This window comes from Streptosporangium sp. 'caverna', assembly GCF_003203775.1.
GTDB classification, from domain to species: Bacteria; Actinomycetota; Actinomycetes; order Streptosporangiales; family Streptosporangiaceae; genus Streptosporangium; species Streptosporangium subroseum.
Genome location: NZ_CP029711.1, coordinates 1,101,620 through 1,119,696, shown reverse-complemented (window position 1 = coordinate 1,119,696; position 18,077 = coordinate 1,101,620). Strand labels below are relative to the sequence as shown.

General features: G+C 68.9%; 18 protein-coding genes. 14 read left to right on the top strand and 4 right to left on the bottom strand.

Going from position 1 to position 18,077, the window contains the following annotated elements; genetic code table 11:
• The first annotated feature begins 145 nt into the window (after positions 1-145).
• Positions 146-1,993, top strand: a complete 1,848-nt coding sequence (locus DKM19_RS05175; protein ID WP_110694715.1) for a hypothetical protein — start codon at positions 146-148, stop codon at positions 1,991-1,993.
• 41 nt (positions 1,994-2,034) lie between these two features.
• On the opposite strand, the gene DKM19_RS05170 is transcribed toward DKM19_RS05175, so the two are convergent.
• Positions 2,035-3,078 (bottom strand): glycosyltransferase family 2 protein, encoded by a 1,044-nt coding sequence (locus DKM19_RS05170; protein ID WP_239514585.1) that lies wholly within the window; start codon positions 3,076-3,078, stop codon positions 2,035-2,037.
• Positions 3,079-3,142: 64 nt separating this feature from the next.
• On the opposite strand from DKM19_RS05170, the gene DKM19_RS05165 reads away from it, so the two are divergent.
• The 5 genes from DKM19_RS05165 (at position 3,143) to DKM19_RS05145 (ending at position 7,725) form a co-directional block, all read left to right on the top strand.
• Positions 3,143-4,639, top strand: a complete 1,497-nt coding sequence (locus DKM19_RS05165; protein WP_110694714.1) for an LCP family protein — start codon at positions 3,143-3,145, stop codon at positions 4,637-4,639.
• A 111-nt stretch (positions 4,640-4,750) separates the two neighbouring features.
• Positions 4,751-5,314, top strand: a complete 564-nt coding sequence (locus tag DKM19_RS05160; protein WP_110694713.1) for a hypothetical protein — start codon at positions 4,751-4,753, stop codon at positions 5,312-5,314.
• A 64-nt stretch (positions 5,315-5,378) separates the two neighbouring features.
• On the top strand, positions 5,379-6,206 hold the full coding sequence (locus DKM19_RS05155) for a hypothetical protein (protein ID WP_110694712.1): 828 nt from the start codon (positions 5,379-5,381) through the stop codon (positions 6,204-6,206).
• Positions 6,207-6,482: 276 nt separating this feature from the next.
• Positions 6,483-6,833, top strand: coding sequence for an STAS domain-containing protein (locus DKM19_RS05150; RefSeq protein WP_110705487.1), 351 nt, complete (start codon positions 6,483-6,485; stop codon positions 6,831-6,833).
• Positions 6,834-7,347: 514 nt separating this feature from the next.
• A complete protein-coding gene (locus DKM19_RS05145; protein WP_110694711.1) occupies positions 7,348-7,725 on the top strand; it encodes an STAS domain-containing protein in 378 nt (125 codons plus the stop codon).
• Positions 7,726-7,809: 84 nt separating this feature from the next.
• On the opposite strand, the gene DKM19_RS05140 is transcribed toward DKM19_RS05145, so the two are convergent.
• Entirely contained in the window at positions 7,810-8,259 is a 450-nt protein-coding gene (locus DKM19_RS05140; RefSeq protein ID WP_204358663.1) for a MarR family winged helix-turn-helix transcriptional regulator, read from the bottom strand.
• Positions 8,260-8,421: 162 nt separating this feature from the next.
• Between DKM19_RS05140 and DKM19_RS05135 the strand changes: the two genes are divergently transcribed.
• On the top strand, positions 8,422-8,982 hold the full coding sequence (locus tag DKM19_RS05135) for an NADPH-dependent FMN reductase (protein ID WP_110694709.1): 561 nt from the start codon (positions 8,422-8,424) through the stop codon (positions 8,980-8,982).
• Between the two features lie 204 nt (positions 8,983-9,186).
• Here the strand turns inward: DKM19_RS05135 and DKM19_RS05130 are convergent, their stop codons facing one another.
• Positions 9,187-9,927 carry an IclR family transcriptional regulator gene (locus DKM19_RS05130; RefSeq protein ID WP_110694708.1) on the bottom strand — a complete coding sequence of 247 codons (741 nt, stop codon included), beginning with the start codon at positions 9,925-9,927 and terminating at the stop codon, positions 9,187-9,189.
• 119 nt (positions 9,928-10,046) lie between these two features.
• Between DKM19_RS05130 and DKM19_RS05125 the strand changes: the two genes are divergently transcribed.
• The 4 genes from DKM19_RS05125 (at position 10,047) to DKM19_RS05110 (ending at position 14,163) form a co-directional block, all read left to right on the top strand.
• The gene (locus DKM19_RS05125; protein ID WP_239514090.1) at positions 10,047-11,129 is read left to right on the top strand and encodes a cupin domain-containing protein; all 1,083 of its coding nucleotides are present in this window, start codon (positions 10,047-10,049) and stop codon (positions 11,127-11,129) included.
• Complete coding sequence (locus DKM19_RS05120; protein WP_110694706.1) at positions 11,126-11,971, top strand: fumarylacetoacetate hydrolase family protein; 846 nt, start codon at positions 11,126-11,128, stop codon at positions 11,969-11,971. Before DKM19_RS05125 ends, DKM19_RS05120 begins: the two co-directional genes overlap by 4 nt.
• Entirely contained in the window at positions 11,968-12,684 is a 717-nt protein-coding gene (locus DKM19_RS05115; RefSeq protein WP_110694705.1) for a maleylpyruvate isomerase family mycothiol-dependent enzyme, read from the top strand. Before DKM19_RS05120 ends, DKM19_RS05115 begins: the two co-directional genes overlap by 4 nt.
• A gap of 207 nt (positions 12,685-12,891) precedes the next feature.
• Positions 12,892-14,163 carry a flavin-dependent oxidoreductase gene (locus DKM19_RS05110; RefSeq protein WP_110694704.1) on the top strand — a complete coding sequence of 424 codons (1,272 nt, stop codon included), beginning with the start codon at positions 12,892-12,894 and terminating at the stop codon, positions 14,161-14,163.
• Between the two features lie 37 nt (positions 14,164-14,200).
• Here the strand turns inward: DKM19_RS05110 and DKM19_RS05105 are convergent, their stop codons facing one another.
• Positions 14,201-14,788, bottom strand: coding sequence for a TetR/AcrR family transcriptional regulator (locus DKM19_RS05105; RefSeq protein ID WP_204358662.1), 588 nt, complete (start codon positions 14,786-14,788; stop codon positions 14,201-14,203).
• 224 nt (positions 14,789-15,012) lie between these two features.
• Here DKM19_RS05105 and DKM19_RS05100 point away from each other — a divergent pair, with 224 nt between their 5' ends.
• From DKM19_RS05100 to DKM19_RS05090, 3 genes are all read left to right on the top strand, one after another.
• Positions 15,013-15,393, top strand: a complete 381-nt coding sequence (locus DKM19_RS05100) for a glyoxalase superfamily protein (protein WP_110694702.1) — start codon at positions 15,013-15,015, stop codon at positions 15,391-15,393.
• A 458-nt stretch (positions 15,394-15,851) separates the two neighbouring features.
• Entirely contained in the window at positions 15,852-16,079 is a 228-nt protein-coding gene (locus tag DKM19_RS05095; protein ID WP_204358661.1) for a hypothetical protein, read from the top strand.
• Positions 16,080-16,860: 781 nt separating this feature from the next.
• The gene (locus tag DKM19_RS05090; protein ID WP_204358660.1) at positions 16,861-18,075 is read left to right on the top strand and encodes an acyltransferase family protein; all 1,215 of its coding nucleotides are present in this window, start codon (positions 16,861-16,863) and stop codon (positions 18,073-18,075) included.
• Positions 18,076-18,077 lie beyond the last annotated feature (2 nt).

Genomic DNA, 18,077 nt, shown 5'->3' with positions numbered 1-18,077 from the left:
CCATCCGACGTATCCCGACACTTCAGCCGATCCAACGTCCACCCCGACGTAACCCAACACTTCAACTGATCAACATCTACCTCGGTTCAACCCGACACAGCGCGCCTACCAGGGCAAACACCGGCACACGGGATACCGTCGGAAGATGACGCGTGACCTTCGCACCCGGTTGGTCGGCGCCGCCGTGCTCGGCTCCTACCCGCTGCTCGTCGCTGCCGCCCTGTGGCCCCAGCCCTGGCTGTTCCTGGTGTTCTGCGTGATGTCCTACGCGGCGGAGATCGCCGCCAGGCGCGGAGCCCGGCAGCTGGTCGACCTGCTGAGCCAGGCGCACCTGGGTGTCACGCTGCGGTTCGTGATCCGCGAGATGACCGCGATCCTCCTCGTCGCCCGGACGGAGGGCACCGACTCACCCTGGTTCATGGCCCTGACCGTCGGGCTGTTCCTCATGCACGGCGTGCGGGCCGTGCAGACCTGGCTGGCGATCTCCTACAACCGCACCCTCAGCCGGCTGCCGGCGCTGACCCGCAACATCGACGCGGTGAAGATACCGGCTCCGCCCAGGGACATCCTCGTCAACTACCAGGGTCTGCGGTTCCTCTACCTCGACGTGCTGCCGGTCGGCGGGGCCGCCCTGGGCGCGACGCTCGGCACCGGCTACCAGGGCGCGGCCGGAGCGGCGATCGCGCTGGGCCTGGAACTCATGGGCGCTCTCGCCCTCCTGCCCCACCTGCGCAGGGTCCGGCCGCTCAGGGACACGCCCGGCGTGCTGCGGGCGGTCGACGAACACCTCTCGAAGTACCGGCCCGAGGTGGTCCTCTACTTCTCCGGGCCGAACGACTCGGCCTACCAGGCCACCATGTGGCTGCGCCCGCTGGAGCGGATCGACCGGCGGGCGCTGGTGGTGCTGCGGGAGCGGGACATGCTCCGGATGCTGGGGGAGACCTCGCTGCCGGTGGTCTGCATCCCGTCCGCGGCCGATCTGATGGGCTTCGCGGCGCTCGACACCGCGCGGGTGTGCCTGTATCCGGCGAATGTCGGCAAGAACATCCACATGCTCCGCATCCGGGGATTGTGCGGCGTCTTCGTCGGTCACGGCGACAGCGACAAGGAGGCGTCGTTCAACCCGTTCACCAAGGTCTACGACGAGGTCTGGGTGGCGGGGCAGGCGGGCCGGGACCGGTACATCCGCGCCCAGGTGGGTGTGCGCGACGAGAACGTGTACGAGGTGGGACGGCCCCAGCTCAGCGGCGTCCGCACCGGCGGACCCGACCTGCCCTACCGCACCGTCCTCTACGCGCCCACCTGGGAGGGATGGACCGACGACCTGTTCCACACCTCGATCATCACCATGGGCCCGGGGATCGTCCGCATGCTGCTCGCCCACTCCCCCGAGCTCCGGGTGATCTACAAGCCGCACCCGCTGACCGGCTATCGCAACCTGGCCGCGCGCCGCGCACACCAGAAGATCCACGCGCTGCTGGAAAAACGGGAGCTGTCCCGGTCAATGGCCCGGCACCCCGCGGGCACCGCCCTGGCGATGGCCAGGAACTCCGCCGGAACGGCTCGGCCCATGGGGCACTCCGCCGACGCCGCCTGGTCGCAGCCGATCAGGCACCAGGTCGTCACCGGGCAGGAGCCGCCCCTTTACGACTGCTTCAACCAGGCCGATCTGATGATCACCGACATCTCCAGCGTGGTGGCGGACTTCATCGCCAGCGGCAAGCCGTACATGGTGACCAACGTGTCGGGAATGCCGGAACGGCTCTTCCGCGAGCGGTATCCGAGCTCGGAGGCCGGTTACCTTCTGGGCGAGGACCTGGCCGAGCTGCCCGCCGTACTTCAGGCTCTGGAGCACGGAGCCGAGGACGTCCTGGCGAGCACCCGGCGCAAGCTGAAGACCTACCTGCTCGGCCCGGACCACCCGGACGCCATGACCCGCTTCAACAACGCCGTGAACGACACCTACAACCGCGCCTCGGCCCGAGGCCGCTGAATCCGGTGAACCCCGCATTCCCCACGGCCCCCGACCGCGCGTCAGCCGGCCGCCTTGGAGGGCTTGCCGAGCTTCTTCGGGCTCGTCAGGAAGCCCCAGCCCCACGACAGGTGCATGGTGGCGTACACCAGCGGCAGCCGCAGGAGCGCGGCGGTGGGCAGGCCGCTGCCGGTCACCGCGGAGCCGGCCAGGATCGCCGCCACGTAGCCGCCGGGGATCAGCAGGCCGGGCCAGAAGAACGGGGAGACGAGCAGACCGGCGAGCATGGCCAGCACGGCCACGGGGGGCGCGAGATAGCGCAGGTTGATCGTGCCCTCGTGGGTGCGGGCGACGACCCTCCGCCAGCGGCCGTAGTGGAAATACTGCTTGGCGAGGGCCTTGACGCTGGGCCTCGGCCGGTAGGAGACACGCATCCGGGGCTGGAACCAGACCAGGCCTCCCGTCTCGCGGATGCGGTGGTTCATCTCCCAGTCCTGGGCTCGCTGGAAGTGCTCGTCGTAGCCGCCGACCCGCTCCAGCGCCTCGCGGCGGAACACGCCGAGATAGACCGTGTCCGCCGGACCCGCGGTGCCTCCGGTGTGGAACCGGGCACCGCCGACACCGATCTTGGAGGTCATGGCGCGGGCCACGGCCTGCTCGAACGGCGTGACGCCCTCGGCGGCCATGACACCGCCGACGTTGTCGGCGCCGGTCTCCGCGAGGGTCTCCACCGCGATCTGGAGATAGTCCTCGGGAAGCATGGCGTGGCCGTCCACCCTGGCGATGATCCCGTTGCGGGACGCACCGATGGCGGCGTTGAGGGCGTTGGGAGTGCGTCCGGTCGGGTTGGGGACCACGACCACGCGGGGATCCTCGGCGGCGATCGCGTCGGCGACCTCCTGGGTGCGATCCCGGGAGGGTCCGATCGCGAGCACGACCTCGATCGGGCCTGAGTAACGCTGCGACAGGACCTGTCGCACCGCCTCCCGTAGATGGCGCTCCTCGTTCAGCACCGGGATGACGATGGAAATGGGGGGCCAGACACGTGCCTCGGGAGATGTCTCGGGAGACGACGCCGGCGCGGGCGAGTCGGGGAACTGCTTCATGGCGTCGCTCACGCTACTGTACGAACGGGTACCTCATCGACCGCTGGAGCCTAGGGGGCCACGCATGCGCGACCCGGAAGAGGAGGACTCGGGTGTGCAGGTGGGCGGCGACGCCTACGGTGCCGTCCGGGTGAGCCCGAGGCGTGAGCGCAGATCCGTCAGGGGAGCGCGTTCCCGGCGACGTGGGCTGTTCCTCGCCGGTGCGCTCTCGTGCGCGGTTCTGGGTGGTTCCGGAGTGTCATGGGCGTTGACCAACTACGTGACGACCACGATCAAGTCGGTCGACGCGGGCGTGGCGGGGTCGCAGTCCACCGGCGCCATGAACATCCTGGTCGTCGGTGTGGACAAGCGTGACGACCTCACCCGCCGCCAGCAGAACGAGCTCAAGCTGGGCCGCGAGGTCGGCCAGCGGACCGACACCATGATGGTGCTCCACCTGTCGGAGGACCACACCAAGGTCACCGTGGTCAGCCTCCCCCGCGACACCTGGACGACGATTCCCGGCCAGGGCCTGCACAAGCTCAACGCCGCCTACCAGCTCGGCGGCCCGAAGCTCACCGTGCAGGCCGTGCAGGACGCCACCGGGCTGACCGTCCACCACTACGTCGAGGTCAACGTGCTCGGCTTCATCGGAGTGGTCGACTCGCTCGGCGGCGTCTCGGTCTGCACTCCGGTAGCGATCAACGACCCCAAGACCGCGCTCATGCTCCAGCCCGGCACCTACTCCCTCAACGGCGTCAGGGCCCTCGCCTACGCCCGCACCCGGGCCACCGCGCGCTCCGACCTGGACCGCATCGACCGCCAGCAGCAGGTCATCTCAGCCCTGCTGAACCAGGCTCTGAGCGGCGGCACGCTGGCCAACCCGGTCAAGCTCGCCTCCTTCGTCAACACCACCCTCGGCACGCTCCAGGTGGACGACATGCTCCGCAAGGACCTGCTCGGCCTCGCCGACCAGCTCAAGAACGTCTCCACCGACGACGTGGCCTTCGCCACCGTCCCGCTCGCCGACGTCGACTACAAGACGCCGACCGGCGAGTCCGCCGTGCTCTGGGACAAGGCGGGGGCCAAGGAGCTGTTCCGCCGGATCACCGCCGACGAGACGCTCACCAAGCCCGCCGCGCCGACGCCCACCCCGACTCCGACCCCGGCGGCCTCCCCCTCGACCACCCCGCTGACCGTGCCGCCCGCGCGGATCGCCGTCCGGGTTCTCAACGGCACCATGATCACCGGCCTGGGCGCACAGACGAGAGCCGACCTGCAGAGGGTCGGATTCCTCGTCCCCGAGACCCCCGGCAACACCCCGGTGAAGGATTTCAAGGAGACGGTCGTCCGGTACGGCCCCGGCCGCGAGGACTCGGCACGGACCGTGGCCGCCGCACTCCCCGGGGCGGACCTGCGCCTGATGGAGACCCTCGGCGACCGGATCGAAGTGGTCGTCGGCCAGAAACATCCGACGGCCAAGAAGGTCACCGTGAAAGAGACCGCCGTCCCCACTCCGAGCGCCTCTCCCACGGCCTCTCCCACGGCCAAGACCGCCACCCAGAACATCTGCAAGAAGTGACCAGGCAGCCTTCCTGATCCGCGCGAACTACCCAGCGTTGTGGTCATCTCCTTGCCTGGCAGGCGTAGCCATACCGGGGCAACTTCAGAAAGTGTCTTATACGCTCTTCCGGTGCTGACGCGGAAGAACGTGCCGGCGGGCCGTCGTTCGTGGGCGTGGTTCGTGGTGGCGGTGGGCGCTTCGCTGGTGCCGTGGGCGTTGCTCGCCACGATGGAGGGCGGATGGGCCTCGCCTCGCTTGCCTTTGGCGGTGATCGCCGGCTCCTTCGTCGGGATCTCGGCGCGGGATCTCATAGGCCTGGACGTCTTCGTCATCGGCGTCTTGCCGCTTCTGATAAGCATCTTTGCCGTGGCAAGATCTCGTACGCTGATCGGCGCCATCAGCGGAGTCTGCGGCGTCCTGGCCCTGCTCCATCTGGTGCCCGTGCTGGGAGCGCTGCCGATAACCCTTCCGCCGGCGGACGCCACCGCGGACATGCTCGCCGGCAGCCAGCCGGACCACTACTTCGGCACGCTCCCGTACGGAGGGCTCTGGGCGCTGGCGCCCATCGCCTACGCGGCCAGCGCCATCGCACTCCTCGTTGCCGCCCGGCGGGGAGGTCGCGGCATGAGCTCAGGCGACTGGCCGTCCGCGACGGAACCGGCGTGTCCGCTCCGCAGGTCCGACACGTTCTGAGACGCGTTTGTGATCAAGGTTCGGCAGGATTCCATTTCCCGTACCGGACTGAGAGGAAGTCGCCGTGAAGCGAGTGATCGCGGGCATCGCCGCGGCCATGGTCACCATGTCCGTGGCCGCCACACCTGTCCAGGCGGCCACCGCGGATCCGGTCAAGACGTTGAAGAGCCAGTTCGTCGCGGGCAAGGGGGTGAAGTTCACCGACGTCGCCACCCTGGTCGAGTTCACCGGGAACTCGACCCTCCTCAAGCGCACCGGCTCCTTCCAGTTCGGCAGGGCCGGGATCGTCGCCTCCGACGTCAGCGCGAAGTTCACCACCGATGAGATGTCCGGGATACCCGGCGTCTTCCAATGGAGTCCGGACAAGCCGGAGCGGACGATCAGGATCGGCACCACCAGCTACTACTCCGGCGGCCCCTGGACGCCGCCGAAGGGCAAGACCTGGGTCAAGCACCCGCACGGCATGAACGCCGGCTTCAGCGGCTGGTACGGCCAGCTGGTGAACGTGGCCGAGCCGGCGACCCTGAAGACCCTGATCACGAAGGGGAAGCGAACGGGGCGCACCTACTCGGGCACGATCAGCTTCGGCGCGCTGGAGAAGATCTCCCCCTGGATGCGGAGCGCCGGCGTGGCCGGGGTGTCCACGAACGACAGGGCCGCGGTGCTGCGCTTCAGGCTCACCCTGGGCGCCAACGGGCTCCCTCAGCGACTGGTCACCGTTTATCCGGGGAGCACCCACGTCAGTGCGGCGGTGGCGGAGGACAGGCAGGTCAGCGTTGAGACCCGTTACACCGGGTGGGGAAGCCGGGTGACCGTCAAGGCGCCTCCGGCGAGCAAGGTGACGAACATGGGAGAGCGCGAACCAATCGCCCGCGGCGGCAGCCGGGGTTAGTCGGCCGAGAGCGCGCGACCAGGGCCGTACGGTCTGCCGCGATCCGTGCCGCGGCATGCTCGGAGGCGGTTGACCGTGCCCTGACAGGTCCGGCGGAGACTCCAATGCTCTGGGGCGCCCTGATCAGGTCCGGCGGAAATCGCGAGTGCCCTGGAGAGATCGACGGGAGCGCCCCACCGAGGTCGCGGCGTTCTCTACCTCGCGTTCTGCAAAAAGTGAGCCAGGCGCATAACAGGCTTCCGTCAGGGCAGGTAAGCCCGCACGGAGGTGGTGATCGTGATTTCAACGTTCGATGTTCAGACGTGGCGTGATGGTCCCAGCACCGTCGTGCAGGCGACGGGTGAGCTGGACATGTCGGTCGCTCCACGACTCCGTGCGGGAATCGACCGCGCCCTCGAAAATTCCGGTCACCCATCCCTGGTGGTGGACCTGACCGGGGTGCCGTTCTGCGACTCGGTGGGCCTGGGCATTCTGGTGGGCACGCTCACCCGGGTCAGGGAGGCGGGCGGGCGTCTCATCCTGGTGGTCGGCCCCGGCATGATCACCCATCTGCTGACGATCACCAATCTCGACCGGCACTTCGAGACGTGCGGCAGCCTGAGCGAGGCCCTCAACGCCGTCGCCTGAGCCGCCCCGCCCTTCCAAGGACCCGGCCGCCTCTACGGGCTCATGCGGGCTCCATGGACTCAAGCGGCCATCGCCTTTCCGACCCCTCTCCACGGTCCCGGCCGCCTCCACGGGCTCCCCGAGCTCAAGCGGGCTTCAGGGGTCGGCGAGCCGGTCTCCACGGGAGCCATGACCGCTTCACCGGCCGCCGATGCGGCTTCATCTCCGCAGGTCACGAGCGTTTCCTCCCCGCTCCGGGGCAGCCGGGGAAGGAGGCATCGAATCCGGTGTCAGCCGCATTTCCATGAATGACTAGCAGATATCCGGCTTGGCACTTACACTTCGCTTCGAAGTCACAGCATTACGGAAAGCGACAAATTGCACCACCGGGAAGTAGCGCGAGCATCGCGACCTCAAGCCGTTCGGACCGCGCGGCGTCGATGCGATGTGGCAGGGGACGCCGCGAGCTGAAATCAAGCCTTCGAGCGCCCCAGCCGGGCACGGATCTCTGTGATGCCTGCAGGGGAAGTGGGCGATGAAAGCACTACAGCTCGCGAGTGAGTATGCGAACGGTTCCGTAGTGATCACAGTCGCGGGTGAGCTCGATCTCGCCACCAGACCGGACCTGTGCGACTACGTCCACCACATTCTCAACATTCACGCCGATGCGGTCATCATCGACCTAGCCGGGATCACCTTCATCGACGCCAGCGGCCTGAGTGCCCTGATCGTCCTCAGACGCCATGCCCGCGACCTGGGCACACCGTTGCTGCTGGCCGATGCGCCGCCCGTTGTCCTGAGGCTCATCAAGCTCACCGATCTGGAAGACTCCTTCACCGTGATCTCTCACGCGGGAGGCCTCCGCTGCCCGCAGGCCGAACCCGCACGGACCGGAGCGCCCGTCCAGGCCTGAAGCATCCCGAAGCGGCCGACGTCCGTTCATGGACGACACCGAACGACACGGCCCATACCCACTGCCGCACCGGCACCGACCCGGCTACTCCGAGGCGTCGCCCGCGGTGCCCGGCTCTCGCGGGTCTTCGACAGCGGTCCCGAAGCGCTCCAGCGCGCGGGCGAGCCGAACGAGGTCCAGCCCGTCGAGATGGTCGATGATGTGGCGCCGCACGCTATCCAGGTGCGTGGGCCAGGCCTGCTCGAGGCGGGCCAGACCGGCGTCGGTGAGCACCGCGTTCAGTCCGCGGGCGTCCTCTGCGCACTTGACCCGCTTGACGAGGCCCTGGGCCTCCAACCGGGTGACGACACGCGTCATCCCGCTCAGCGACAGGTCGCACGCCGCCGCGAGCTCGCTCATCCGCATCCGACGATGAGGGGCCTCCGAGAGCCACATCAGAGCCATGTACTCGCTGAGCGGGAGACGCTGCTCACGCATCAGGTCGGCGTCCATCACGCGAGGTATGACCGTTATCACCCGGCTCAGCGCCCTCACGACCGCTTCTTCATCCCTGGCGAGGGGTCGCTGTGTTGGCGTCGGAGAAGTCATGGGACCATGATACTTGTTTGACAAAGCAAATGTCAGTCTGATTAATTGCTACGGCAAGCAAGCTTCTCAGCCTGACTCGGTAATCCCGTAAGAGGAGATAGACCAGCAATGACCAAGATCGGCATCATTCTCGGTAGCACGCGTCCCGGACGTAACGGCGAGGCCGTGGCCAAGTGGGCCTACGAGATCGCTTCGCAGCGCACCGACGCGGAGTTCGAGCTTGTCGACCTCCTCGACTACAAGCTTCCGCACCTCGACGAGGCGGTGCCGCCGTCGATGGGCCAGTACACCCAGCCGCACACCCAGGCATGGGCCGCCAAGATCGGGTCCTTCGACGGCTTCGTGATGGTGACGCCCGAGTACAACCACTCCACGTCCGGTGCGCTGAAGAACGCCATCGACTTCCTGTTCGCCGAGTGGAACAACAAGGCCGTCGGATTCGTCAGCTACGGCTCGGTCGGCGGCGCTCGCGCCGTGGAGCACCTGCGCCTCATCGCGGGCGAGCTGATGATGGCCGACGTGCGCGCCCAGGTGATGTTCTCGCTGGCCACCGACTTCGAGAACTACAGCGTCTTCAAGCCCGCTGACTTCCACGCCCAGCTGCTGCACACCACCCTGGACCAGGTCGTGGCGTGGAGCAACGCGCTCGCGCCGCTGCGCGCCAGCTGACGACCAGGGTCGACGACGGGGCGCGCGGTTCCTTCCACCGCGAGAACCGCCCCGTGGGTCCGCGGGCTTCGTCGCTGTAGGGGACGGTGAAGCCCGCCCGAAGACCCGAAGAGAGGCCCCCGTCGCGTCCGGCGTGGGCCTCGTCGACCTCGCACCCGCATGCCGCCGGTCACCGGCGGCATGCGGGTGTTCGGCCGAGTGGGCTCAACCCGCCAGGGCCGCGCTGATCCGCGCGGCGGAGGCGATGAGCGGGACGGCCAGTTCGGTCAGGCGGCGCTTCGGCCAGCGCACGCTCGGTACGGCGATCGCCGCGGCGGCCACCGCCCGGCCCGCGCCGTCACGCACGCAGACTCCCACCGCGCGCACGCCCCGCTCGCTCTCCTCGCTGTTGACGGCGTATCCGCGACGCCGGACACCGTCCAGCTCACGACGGAGCGCGGCGAGATCACCGATGGCCGAGGCCTCGGTCGACACACCGCGGGGATACAGGGCGCGCAGTTCCTCCTCCGGCAACTCGGCCAGAAGCGCCTTGCCTCCGGAGGTGGCGTGCGCGGGCAGCAGCATCCCGATCCGGCTGCCCACATGCAACGCCTGCGGCCCCTCCACACCGTCCACGAACCGGACGCCGTTGCCCTGCAGCACCATCAGATGGACGGTCTCCGCGATCAGCCGGCCGAGCTCCCGCAGATGCGGATGGGCCGCCGTGACCAGATCGGGCCGGCTCACCTCCGTCTCCCGGATCGACCGCAGCGCCGGTCCCGGCCGGTAGATCCTGCGCGCGTCCTGGATCGCGAAGTCATGGAAGACCAGCATCGCCAGCACCCGATGTGCGGTGGACCTGGCCACCGCCAGGTGATCGGCGACGTCGGCCACCCTGACCTCGCCGCGCTCCTGCAGGAACTTGATCGTCACCAGCGCGTTCTCCACCGCTTTGAGCGGATACATCGGCCGATTCTGCATCTTGGAATTCTAGCGATCTAAAGTTCCGCCCTGAGATCGGTATGTATACGGTCAAAACGCCGACACGGGCCGCGTCCGGGCCGGTTGACCTGACGGGAGACACTGTGACGACCCTTGAACAAGATCAGACGGCACTGGACGAGCTCTACCGCGACTTCTCCGCCGCCAACCTCATCCCCCTGTGGACCACGCGCAGCGACCTGATGCCGCTCAGTCCCCGACCCGCCGCCGTCCCGTACGTGTGGCGCTGGTCGGAGCTGTACCCGCTTGCGCAGCGTTCAGGTGATCTTGTGCCGGTGGGACGGGGAGGCGAGCGCCGGGCCATCGCCCTGGCCAACCCGGGGCTCCCCGGCCAGCCCTACGCGACCCCCACCCTCTGGGCCGCCATCCAGTATCTCGGCCCGCGCGAAACCGCTCCCTCGCATCATCACACCCAGACCGCGTTCCGGTTCGTCATCGACGGCGAGGGGGTCTGGACCAACGTCGAGGGAGATCCGGTGGCGATGCGCAGGGGCGACCTGCTGCTCACCCCGAGCTGGGCGTTCCACGAGCACCAGAACACCTCCGACCAGCCGATGGCCTGGATCGACGGACTGGACATCCCCCTCGTCCAGCAGCTCGACGCCGGGTTCTTCGAGTTCGGGCCCGACAAGCTGGGCACCACGGCGACCCCGGACCGATCCCGCAACGAACGGCTCTGGGGCCATCCCGGGCTCCGTCCGATCGGCGCGGCGGACCAGCCCAGCTCGCCCCTGATGGCGTACCGCTGGGCGCACACCGACGCGGCGCTGACCGCGCAGCTCGAACTGGCCGACGAGGGACACCCGACGACGCTCGAACCCGGCCACGCCGGGGTGCGCTACAGCAACCCGACCACCGGCGGGGACGCCCTGGTGACCATGCGCACAGAGTTCCACCGGCTGCGGGCGGGCGTCCGTACCGCGCCGCGGCGGATCGTCGGCTCGGCCGTCTGGCAGGTGTTCGACGGCGAGGCGACCGTCACCCTGGGCGAGGAGCGGTTCACCGTGAAAAAGGGCGACCTGTTCGCCGTGCCGTCCTGGTGCGAGCACTCCATCGAGGCCTCCACGCAGGCGGACCTCTTCCGGTTCAGCGACGAGCCGGTGTATGACGCGCTCGGCCTCACCAGGCTGGCCCGGCAGGCAGTCGAAGGGCGGGAGGCCCGATGAGGCTCGCCACCATCCGCGTCGGCGACACGACGCGCGCGGTGCGTCTCGACGACGACACCGCGATCGAGCTCGGCGCGGCCGACCTGGTCGAGGTGCTCCGGCGGCCCGACTGGCGTACCTCGGCGCGTGAGGCCGACGGTCCCTCGCATCCGCTCGGCACGCTGGACTACGCCCCGCTCGTGCTCGCGCCGGAGAAGATCTTCTGCGTCGGGCTCAACTACCGCGGTCACATCCTGGAGATGGGCCGCACGCTCCCCGAGCATCCGACGCTCTTCGCGAAGTTCAGCCGGGCGCTGATCGGCGCGTACGACGACATCGTGCTTCCGGCGGCCTCGCAGGAGATGGACTGGGAGGCCGAGCTGGCCGTGGTGATCGGGGCACCGGTCAGGAACGCGAGCCCCGACGAGGCGAGGGCCGCGATCGGCGGCTACACGGTGCTCAACGACGTGACCGCCCGCGACTGGCAGTACCGCACCCTGCAGTGGCTGCAGGGCAAGACCTTCGAGGCGACCACCCCGATCGGGCCCTGGCTGGTCACCGACGACACCGGCGGCACCGGCGGCGGGGCCTCGGCCGGAAGCGCCGAGCTGTCCTGTGAGCTCGACGGCGAGACGGTGCAGCGAGCCGACGTCGGCGACCTCGTCTTCGGCCCGGCCGAGCTGGTCTCCTACATCTCGCAGATCGTCACCCTGGTGCCCGGCGACGTGATCGCCACCGGGACCCCCGGCGGGGTCGGGCACGCCCGCAAACCCGCGCGCTACCTGGCCGACGGCTCGGTGCTCACCACTCGGATCGCCGGGATCGGGGAGTGCCGCAACACCTGCCGGCAGGAGGTGCGATGACGGCCGTGGCCCCCCTGGTCGCATGGGTCCGCGAGGGCACCGAGCTCTTCGAGCGGACCATGGCGGGGATCGGCGACGAGGACCTGAACGCGGCCTCCGCGCTGCCGGGCTGGCGGCGCACCCACGTCGCCGCGCATGTGGCGAGCAATGCGGACGCCCTGGTCAACCTGCTGACCTGGGCCCGCACCGGGGTGCCGACGCCGATGTACGCCTCGCCCGAGCAGCGCGCGGACGACATCGAGAAGGGGGCCGGGCTGTCCGCCGGCGAGCTGCGCGAGAAGCTGGCCGCCGCGAACGCCCGGCTCGACCGGGCGCTCGCGGAGATGCCCGAGGACGTCTGGGACGCTCAGGTGCGGACCGCCCGCGGCCGTACCGTCCCCGCCTCCCAGGTGCCCTGGATGCGGGTCCGGGAGGTGTGGGTGCACGCGGTCGATTTCCTCGCGGGCACCGGTTTCGCCGACTTCCCCGCGCCCCTTCTCGTCGCGCTGATCGACGACGCCGCCCCCGCGTTCTCCGGGCGCCCGGACCCGCCCCGCGTGGTTCTTGACGCGACCGACGTGGAGGTGCGGAGGGAGATCGGCGCGTCCGGCGACGCCCCCGTGGCGGTCTCCGGGAGGCTGGCGGACCTCACCGCCTACCTGCTCGGACGGCCCGTGCCCGGCCGGCTCGAAAGCGTCGCGGCAGGGCCGCCGGCCCTGCCGAGCTGGCTCTGATCCACAGCGGGATGCGCGCCGCCGAGTCGGCCGGTCCAGGGGCGTACGGTGGAGGTGAGGCCGACATGTGTTCCGTGGAGCAGAAAAAACATCGCGGGTATGTCCGCATGGCGCGAGGTGCACGGTGCTCGGCCGAGCGCCGTCCGGCCGGGATCGGCCCGTCCAGCCGTCCGGCGGCGAGGCCCGCGCAGGAGCCGAGGAGTCTTCATGCCGCGACGTTCCTTTCCACACCCTTCGATCGAGGATGAGGTCCTGATCGTCGGCGCCGGCATCGCCGGTCTGGTGCTCGCGCTCGAACTGCACGACGCGGGAATCGGCTGCCGCGTCTACGAGGCCGTACCCGAGATCGGTGCGGCCGGGGTGGGCATCAACCTGCTGCCGCACGCCACGCGGGTCCTCCACCGGCTCGGCCTCGCCGACGAGCTGGGCGGGGCCGGCGTCCTCACCGAGGAGTCGGTGTTCTTCAACCGGTTCGGCCAGCTCATCTACCGCGAGCCTTCGGGCCGGCAGGCCGGCTACGAGTATCCGCAGTACTCCATCCATCGGGGGGACCTGCACGACGTCCTGCTGGGGGCGGTGCGGGAACGGCTCGGGGAGGATGCGGTGCTGCTGGACCACCGGTGCGTCCGCGTCGAGCAGGACGAGAACGCCGCGACCGCCTACTTCCGCTCCAGCGGCGACGAGCTCGAACTGCCTGCCGTCCGCGCCCGGATGGTGATCGCCTGCGACGGGATCCATTCCGCGATCCGCAGGCAGCTCCATCCGGGCGAGGGCGAGCCCCGCTACTCCGGCATCAACATGTGGCGGGGTGTGACCCGGGGCCGGCCCTTCCTGTCCGGCGCGAGCATGGTGCGGGCCGGCTGGATCGACCAGGGCAAGCTCGTCGCCTACCCCATCAGGAACTTCGCCGACGGCACCCAGCTCCTCAACTGGGTGGCCGAGATCAGGACGCCCGCCGACGAGCGGCGCGACTGGACCCGGCGGGGCCGCCTGGAGGACTTCATCGGGGCGTTCGAGGACTGGCACTTCGACTGGCTGGACGTACCCGCGATGATGCGCGCCGCGGAGACCGTTTTCGAGTATCCGATGGTCGACCAGGACCCGCTGGACCGGTGGACCTTCGGCCGGGTGACGCTGCTGGGCGACGCCGCCCACCCGATGGTGCCGCGCGGCTCCAACGGAGCGGGTCAGGCGATCCTCGACGCGCGGGCGCTCCGCCGCCATCTGACGGACTCGCCGGACGCGGTGACGGCGCTTCACGCGTATGAGGCGGAACGGCTTCCGGCGACGACCCGGGTCGTGCTGGCCAACCGGAGCACGCCGCCCGACCTCATCATTCACGAGGTGTGGCAGCGGACCGGCGACCGGCCGTTCACGTCGATCGAGGATGTGATCAAGACCGAGGAGCTGGCGCGGATCTCCCAGCGGTACAAGGAGATCGCCGGTTACTCGACCGAGGCCCTGGCCTCCGGCGGCTGACCGGCCGGGCCGCGCTCGGCCCGGTTCAGGGTGATGGTCATCGCGGAGTCCCGGGTTCGTTGAGGGCGCCGTGCAGGAGGACGTCGACGATTTCCTGCGGGGTCAGCTCCGGGGCTTCATCGTCTGCGAGTCGGCGACGCTGGGTGAAGAGCATGCTCAGGAAGATCGAGGAGAGCTTTTCCGGATCCAGGCGCAGGGTGGCCTGGTCGGGTTCGATCAGTTCGGCCACGCCGTCGCGCAGCTCGTTCATCAAGGCCCCCCGGCCGCTCGACACCGGCCGCTCATCGGTGGTCTGGCGACGGTGGCCGAAGGCGTGCAGTGTTCCGATCACGGTGCCCATGCGCTCCAGGTGGGCTCGCATGGCCTCGGCCGCCTCGGCCAGTCGCACCGCGAGCGGCTCGTCGAGGGAGATGGAGGCCAGTTCGTTCAGCACGTGGGCGGGGCTCAGCGCCTCGGCCAGGCACGCGGCGAGCACCTCCTCCTTGTCGGTGAAGGCCCGGAAGATGGTGGCCTCGCCGATGCCCGCGGCCCGTGCGATCTGACTCGTGGTGATCGCGGCGCCGTACTCGGCGACCAGCGGCAGGGCCGCCGCGACGATCATCGCTCTGCGCTGTTCGGGGCTCATTCCCGGCGCTCGCCGCCGGGTGGGGGTGTTTGTCATGCTTCCAGGGTACGGAGTGAGCACTCACTCCGTCAATAAGGAGTGAGTGCTCACTCCGTACTTCTCGTGGCAGATTCGATGATCAGGAAATCTCCTGAAAAATCAGGTCGGCCGCGTCGATCCGGGCCCCCTCAGGCCCGCGCGTCAGTAGAAAGGGAACGCATCGATCGCACGAAGGGACCTCTGCCATGGACATGAAGCTTGAGCTGGTGCCGATTCCCGTCTCGGACGTGGACCGCGCGAAGGCCTTCTACACCGAACAGCTCGGCTTCAACGCCGACCTTGACCAGAGATTCGGCGAGACGTTCCGCGTCGTGCAGCTGACGCCCCCCGGGTCGGCCTGCTCCATCTGCATCGGCGTCGGGATCGTCGACACGGCGCCGGGCTCGGTCCAGGGCCTGCACCTGGTCGTCTCGGACATCCGCGCCGCGCGGGCGGAGCTCGTCAAGCGGGGGGTGGAGATCGGAGAGGTCGAGGACATGAGCGCGCCCGGGAAGCCGACGGTCTCCTACGCGGCCTTCAAGGACCCGGACGGCAACGGCTGGACCCTGCAGCAACTGCCCTACTGAAGCGGCGAGGCCCGCACCGACCCCGGCATGCCTCTTCTGGGATCCATCCGGCACAGGTGAACCCGGCCCGGAGACTTCGTCCGGACCGGGTTTCACCTCAGCGGAAGCGTCGACGAGCGCCTGAGCGCACGGTGCGGGGCCCAAGTCGCCGGCGACGAGGCGGCGGTCGAAGAAACGACAGGCCGCTTCGCCGACGCCGGAGCGACCGAGTTGATCATTTTCCCCGTCGGGCCTCCCGAGGACCAGAGCCGCACGGTCGCGCTGCCGACCTCGCGAAAAGACATTGCGACCGGCTCCACCCTGCCGGTCCCGGCCCAGATCGTCGTAGATCGCTGACCGAGGGTATAGCAGGCTGTACCCCGTTTGTCCCGTTGACGGGATCGCTGCCAGTGGTGATCATCCGTAAATTTCGATGCATCGCAAACGACCTGTCGATCGCATCGAACAAGGAGCACACCATGGCCGGCATCTACACCCGGGAAACCACTCAGGCGCCGCAGGCCGTCAAAATCCCCGGCGGCAAGGCGCGTCCCGTTCTGTGGCTGGTGGTGGTGATCAGCTCCGTCGTCAACGTGGTCACCTCGGTCACCATCGGCAGCATCCTCGTCTCCAACGCCTTCGGCCTGATCGCGCTCGCCGGCATCGCCGCTCTGATCAACGACCACTACCGGAACAGGCGCCGATGAGCATCACCCGCACCGAGGGCAGCCGGCCGAACGCGCCCGCCGTGCGCCGACCCGCCGTGGTGCCCGCCCGCCGCATCGCCGGCCCGCTGTGTCGCCGGCTCGCTGTGTCGCCGAAGGACGACGAGCCGTGCGATGCAAGCGGTCAGGAACGCCGTCTCGTCCCCCGGCGATTGCCGAGCAGACGTCCTCTACGGCGAGGCGGGCTGACGTACGGGACGCCTGAGGCCAGGTTCTCCACCCACGAGTGAAGAACCGGATCTCCACCCTCGCGCCGGTCCGGCGGCGGACCGGGCTCACTGGTGCAACGTTCCTCATCGGAAGTACAGGTTCCCACCGACCCGGGGCGCCGAGGGCTGGAAAGGCCGCTCTGGCAGCTTCGGGTTCTCGACCGCGCGTTCGCGACCCTCACTGAGGAATGCGGCACCAGACGGTTTTCACGAACCTCCGCCCTCTCCAGGCGGCGCATCGACCCCGGTCATCACGACTCGCCGGACCGGTGAACGGTACTGGACACCCCGCAGTAACAGTACGGAACACCCCGCGATAGGGCTCCTTTCCCTAGTTCACGCGAGGTAAGGGAAATTTCCGCCCCTGAGTGGGCGGAAGATCATCGGCTCCCATCACGGTGCCGCTCGTCGAGGACGACGAGGTGATCTACAAGCCGATCGAGATGGCGCCGAACGGCCACCGATACATGGCCTCGACGGCACAGACTCCTCCACCACACGCAGTGGCCCGGGCGCGCTGTCTCCGCACATCTAAACCCCCCGGAGGTATTTCTGTGTTCGCTGTCCGCCCACCCATCGAGCCGGACCCGAACTCGCGAGGGCCCGCAGACGGCGAAGCCCTGGAGCGGATGACGTGGCCCGACGTCGCCAAGGGCGCATGCATCCTGCTCGTCGTGCTCTGGCACGTCATCATGAAGCACTACCTGCAGATCGACTGGCACCTGCCGATCCCGGTCCCCGGCGCTTGGGGCACGGTGACCGAGCAGTTGCTCCCGCTGCGCATGCCGCTCTTCTTCACCATCTCCGGCATGTTCGCCATCGGTGCGGTAAACCGGCCCTGGCGGGTTCTCGGCCGCTCGAAGGTGGCCGGGTTCCTCTACCTCTACGTGCTGTGGCTGTTGATCCACACCGTGCTGCTGGCGCTCGTCCCGGACTTCGACACCGCCCGCGCCGACGGCCCCCTCGGCCTGCTGGCCCAGCTGACGATCACCCCGTCCAACCTGTGGTACCTGTACGCGCTCGCCCTGTATTTCGCCATCGCCAAGGTCGTGCGCCGTCTTCCGGCGGGCCTGGTAGTCGGGGCGGCCTTCATCCTGTCGGCGGCGGCCTCAGCAGGGCTGCTGGAAATGCCGGGCGACCGAGGCGGCGTGTACAAGAACCTGGTGTTCTTCCTGGCCGGGATGTACTTCCGGCCGATCGTGGAACGGCTCGCCGCCGTCGCAAACCGGCCACGCCTGGCGGTGCTCGGCGTGTCCTACATCGGGATTCTGGCGGCGATGGCGGTCACCGGCGCGGACACCTGGCCGGGCGTATGGCCGCTGGCCTGCGTCCTCGCGGCGGTGCTCGGAGTGACGGCCGCGGTCCTGGTCAGCCGTTGGGTCTGGCTGGGGAACCGCCTCGCGGCACTCGGCCGCGGCACCCTTCCCATCTACGTCATGCACATGCCGCTGCTCGCGCTGCTGCACCGGGCCCTGGTCCCGCTGCTCTCCGTCGACATGGACGGCAGGCTACGGCTGGTGCTCGCCGTCGTCGAACCGGTGATCCTGAGCGCGGTCGTGGTGTGGCTGTGCCGGTTGCTGTACCGGGCGCTGGTGAAGATGCGAGCCGGATGGTTGTTCGAACTGCCCTGGGCGAAAGCGCGCGACTCCCGGACGCCGCCGTTCCCCGTCTCGCTCATGAAGAATGATGCCGGATGTGAGGCGATGACCCCGGACGATAAAACCTGTTCCGTCTCTGACGGAACAGCGACGGAACAGAGTCGTTTTTAAGG

Bases quoted from the DNA above. Each gene is read 5' to 3' on its own strand.
- DKM19_RS05110 (WP_110694704.1), top strand. From the start codon at position 12,892: ATGCCGCGACGTTCCTTTCCACACCCTTCGATCGAGGATGAGGTCCTG.
- DKM19_RS05100 (WP_110694702.1), top strand. From the start codon at position 15,013: ATGGACATGAAGCTTGAGCTGGTGCCGATTCCCGTCTCGGACGTGGAC.
- DKM19_RS05145 (WP_110694711.1), top strand. From the start codon at position 7,348: ATGAAAGCACTACAGCTCGCGAGTGAGTATGCGAACGGTTCCGTAGTG.
- DKM19_RS05115 (WP_110694705.1), top strand. From the start codon at position 11,968: ATGACGGCCGTGGCCCCCCTGGTCGCATGGGTCCGCGAGGGCACCGAG.
- DKM19_RS05175 (WP_110694715.1), top strand. From the start codon at position 146: ATGACGCGTGACCTTCGCACCCGGTTGGTCGGCGCCGCCGTGCTCGGC.
- DKM19_RS05130 (WP_110694708.1), bottom strand. From the start codon at position 9,927: ATGTATCCGCTCAAAGCGGTGGAGAACGCGCTGGTGACGATCAAGTTC.
- DKM19_RS05095 (WP_204358661.1), top strand. From the start codon at position 15,852: ATGGCCGGCATCTACACCCGGGAAACCACTCAGGCGCCGCAGGCCGTC.
- DKM19_RS05170 (WP_239514585.1), bottom strand. From the start codon at position 3,078: ATGAAGCAGTTCCCCGACTCGCCCGCGCCGGCGTCGTCTCCCGAGACA.
- DKM19_RS05105 (WP_204358662.1), bottom strand. From the start codon at position 14,788: ATGAGCCCCGAACAGCGCAGAGCGATGATCGTCGCGGCGGCCCTGCCG.
- DKM19_RS05120 (WP_110694706.1), top strand. From the start codon at position 11,126: ATGAGGCTCGCCACCATCCGCGTCGGCGACACGACGCGCGCGGTGCGT.
- DKM19_RS05135 (WP_110694709.1), top strand. From the start codon at position 8,422: ATGACCAAGATCGGCATCATTCTCGGTAGCACGCGTCCCGGACGTAAC.
- DKM19_RS05165 (WP_110694714.1), top strand. From the start codon at position 3,143: ATGCGCGACCCGGAAGAGGAGGACTCGGGTGTGCAGGTGGGCGGCGAC.